Annotated in this window: 2 protein-coding genes; one reads left to right on the top strand and one right to left on the bottom strand. The window is 44.6% G+C overall.

Annotated elements, in window-relative coordinates; all coding sequences use genetic code 11:
* A partial coding sequence (locus F6K49_RS39270) for a TIGR03943 family protein (protein WP_293105981.1) occupies positions 1-296 on the top strand: 296 nt, incomplete at its 5' end.
* 286 nt (positions 297-582) lie between these two features.
* Here the strand turns inward: F6K49_RS39270 and F6K49_RS39275 are convergent.
* A partial coding sequence (locus tag F6K49_RS39275; protein WP_293105984.1) for a hypothetical protein occupies positions 583-2,857 on the bottom strand: 2,275 nt, incomplete at its 5' end.

Below are 2,857 nucleotides of genomic sequence, written 5' to 3' on the forward strand. Positions count from 1 at the left end.
CAGATGCTTATACCGGTCAAAAAGTCAAAGTAGATGGTTTTGTAGTAATTGCTCCTAATCTCCCTCCAGACCATCTCTTAATTTCCCGGTTTGTGATTACCTGTTGTGCTGCTGACGCTTATCCTTTAGGTTTGCCAGTAAAACTTACTGAAAACCGTAATGATTATCCGTCTGATACTTGGATAGAAGTTGAAGGTAACATGATTACTGAAACCCTGGATGATAAACGCCAGCTGGTGATTGAAGCCAGTGGGATTAAGAAAATTCCTGAACCGGAAAATCCTTATTATTATTAGGGAATCGGGAGTCGGGAGTCGGGAATCGGGAATCGGGAATCGGGAATCGGGAATCGGGAATCGGATTTGTGAACATTGAATTTAAAATTTACCTAAATTCTCACCATCTGGCATTGCTGAATTAAGGAATGAATGCGCGATAATCTGGTTTTATTAAAGCCCCCTAAATCCCCCAATTCTGGGGGACTTTAAGAGTTTTGTTCCCCCCAAAATTGGGGGGCTAGGGGGGCGAAACCATACCCAGAATCAGCAACGCCCCCGATCTCCCCATCTCCCCATCTCCCCACTACATTTCCCCACACTTTCCAGACAGCCGCCAAGACCCATCCGGTATCACGGTAGTTGGATTAGCGGTCAGAAAGATATTCCCATCAGCATCAATCATGATGCCTTGAGCTTCTATAATCCGTTTTGGCTTAGGGGTAGTGGGGGGCTTAACGGGGGAATTCACGAATGCCGTACGGGAGCGATACCGTCCACGGGCAGAGGGGCGGCGTAGGTCTTCCCAATGGCTATTGCTGCTAATTTCACCTGGACGAGGGGGTAATCCTCCACGTCCAGTATTGATAAACCTACTACCAGTGCTATTACCCGGTTGACAGCGCTGGTACAATTCAGCATTGCCTGCTTCTGTGGGTAAGCTGTTTGGTTCGCGCTCCAAGAAGTCATTGCTGGTGTTGATATTCACTTCACCGTCTGTACCACCAGTGGCATCTATATCATTGGTGCGATTGCCATCAATGGCTGGGCGCTCTTGAATATCACCAAAGATGCTAAAGGCATTGATAGTGATTTCGCCACCTTGACCCATGGGAGCTTTAGCAATGATATCACTACCATTAGCACCAGTTGCGGGAAAAGCAATCAGTAATGGGTCATCATTAGGATTATGATTACGGTTATTATCAATAGTTATATTACCTCCGTTTATTATATTACCTTTGTTAGGATCTGATAAAGCCTCTGCAGAGATCAAGCTTTCGTTTTTGATCTGTATTAGGTCTGATACGTTTAGTGTGATATTCGCTCCTGGTTCACCAGTTTTGGGAGTTTGAGCAGTTTTAGCTTCTAGTCTTCCATTGTTAAGCAACAAAGAATTAGCATTAATTATCAAATTGCCAGCTATCCCTTTATCGCTGGTTACGGTTATTATCCCTTCATCCTCAACCTTCAGGGAATCAGTATGTATGGTGATTGTACCGGCTTGATCAGTCGCTTTATCTCCTGCAGCGCTGGAAATGACTCCATCATTAACAGTTAGTGTATTAGTGGTTAACTCTATAGGTCCACCCTTACCATTGCCGTTCGTGCTAGCATCTACCTTCGCACCATTAGTCACAGCAATGGAGTTAGCGTTAATTTGAATCTCACCACCATTTCCCATTCCTGTTTCTAACACACGACTAAATACACCACTAGGACATATAGGAACCTTGCAAAGCTTGCCATCTTTCATCCTTACCCCATTAACGATGACCTGATCCCGTGCCTTAATTGTGACGTTACCCCCATCTCCTTTCCCTTCTGTCTGAGACATAATGGCACCACCATTGGTCAGGAAAAGTGACCCAGTTTCTATCAAGACCTTGCCGCCATTGCCATTTCCCTCTTTGTTAACCCTACTTAGGATAGAGTTAGGGCCTCTGTCGAAGGTGACTGTTTCTTTAGCAATAATCGTTACCGAACCCGCATCCCCTATCCCTTGAGTGTTTGATTGCAGGGAGCCATTAGTTAACGAAACCGACCTAGCCTCGATCCTGATGTTGCCAGCTTTACCTTCACCTTTGTTCTCGATACTAGTTATAGCAGTACCACTACTATCTTGATTCTTGGTGCGAAAGGAAACTTGATCACGGGCAACAATTTTAATATCCCCCGAGTTACCCACTGACTTCTGCCCCTTAGTCTGTCGATCTCCAACTCTGACTTGCAGTTGAGCACCATCAATTAGAAACAAGGAACCGGTGGTAATAGAAATACCACCACTGTTACCTTCAGCCCCTTCTCTGATAATATTTACTAGACCGGTTGCTCGATCAGATATATCCCTATCTTGACCATTTACGAATCGCTCGAAAGTGACTGTCTCATCAGCAACAATGGTAATTTTACCGGCATCTGCATTACCAAACGTACTGGTTTCGATCTGAGCGCCACCTTTGGCATAGAGGGAGCCAGTATCGATAGTAATATCCCCACCCTTTTTGTTGCCAAAGGTGTTGCTAATCATGAAACTTTTGTCAAGGGATAGTTGACCATTTGTAATCAAGGTAATATCCCCCGCTTTCCCAGAAGCAGAAGAAGAATCAATGCGATCGCTTATGTCAATCCCGCCGCGATAATCAATATAGACCGAGCCACCATTCCCTGAAAATCTCTGGCTCTTCAAGGTCTTGAAGTTATTTTTATCCGTACCGTCACCAGTCAGAAGTGAACTAATTTTCAGGGTGTCACTAACTAAGGATGGGTTAGCTTGATACTGATTGGTTAACAATACCAGTCCATTGGGAGCATTAATCTTAATCTCATCAACTTTGATATCCGCACTAGTAGCAGCACTG

It is taken from the genome of Moorena sp. SIO3I6, assembly GCF_010672095.1.